We start from the raw sequence: 728 nt of genomic DNA on the forward strand, positions 1-728 counted from the left end.
GTCGCCGAACTGCTTGCGGAGGTTGCGTGTCTCAAGCATGGCCGCCGGCCTCCTCGGGCGAGAGCGTGCGGGGGAAGTGGCAGGCCGCCGAGGCGTCGCCGACGGCGGCCGGTCGCGGCCGTTCGCTGCGGCACAGGTCCTGCACGTGGGGACATCGGGCGCTGAAGGCGCACCCGTCGGGCGCCTCGAAACCGGACAGCGGCCTTCCGGGGATCGAGCGGAGTTCCGCGGAGGCGTCGGCGACCGAGGGCCGGGAGGCGAGCAGGGCGCGCGTGTAGGGATGGGCGGCGTGCCCGCGCAGACGGTCCGCCGGGACTTCCTCCACGGTGGTGCCCGCGTACATCACGACGACCCGGTCGCACACGGCCGCGGCGAGTTCCAGGTCGTGGGTGATGAACAGCATGGCGAGCCCGCGGGCTTCTCGCGCCTCGCCGATGATGGCCATCACCTCCTCCTGGGTGGTGACGTCGAGGGCGGTCGTGGGTTCGTCCGCCAGGAGCAGGCGAGGTTCGGCGGCCAGCGCGGCGGCGATCATGACGCGTTGGAGCAGGCCGCCCGACAGCTCGTGGGGGCGTTGGCGCATGCGCCGTTCGGCATCGGCGATGCCGACCTCCCGCAGGATTCCCGCGACCTTCCGGACCGCCTCGGCGGTCGGGACGCGGCGTGCGGTGGTCAGTCCTTCGATCAGGAAGTCGCCGACGCTGCGGGCGGGGTTGATGTGGGCGCGG

The 728-nt window shown here is 73.2% G+C and carries 1 protein-coding gene; it reads right to left on the minus strand.

Going from position 1 to position 728, the window contains the following annotated elements; all coding sequences use genetic code 11:
* Positions 1-31 precede the first annotated feature (31 nt).
* Positions 32-728 (minus strand): ABC transporter ATP-binding protein (locus EAO71_RS36135; RefSeq protein WP_147982034.1); only part of this gene is annotated, 697 nt, incomplete at its 5' end.

The organism is Streptomyces sp. MS191 (assembly GCF_008042125.1).
Taxonomy (GTDB): domain Bacteria; phylum Actinomycetota; class Actinomycetes; order Streptomycetales; family Streptomycetaceae; genus Streptomyces.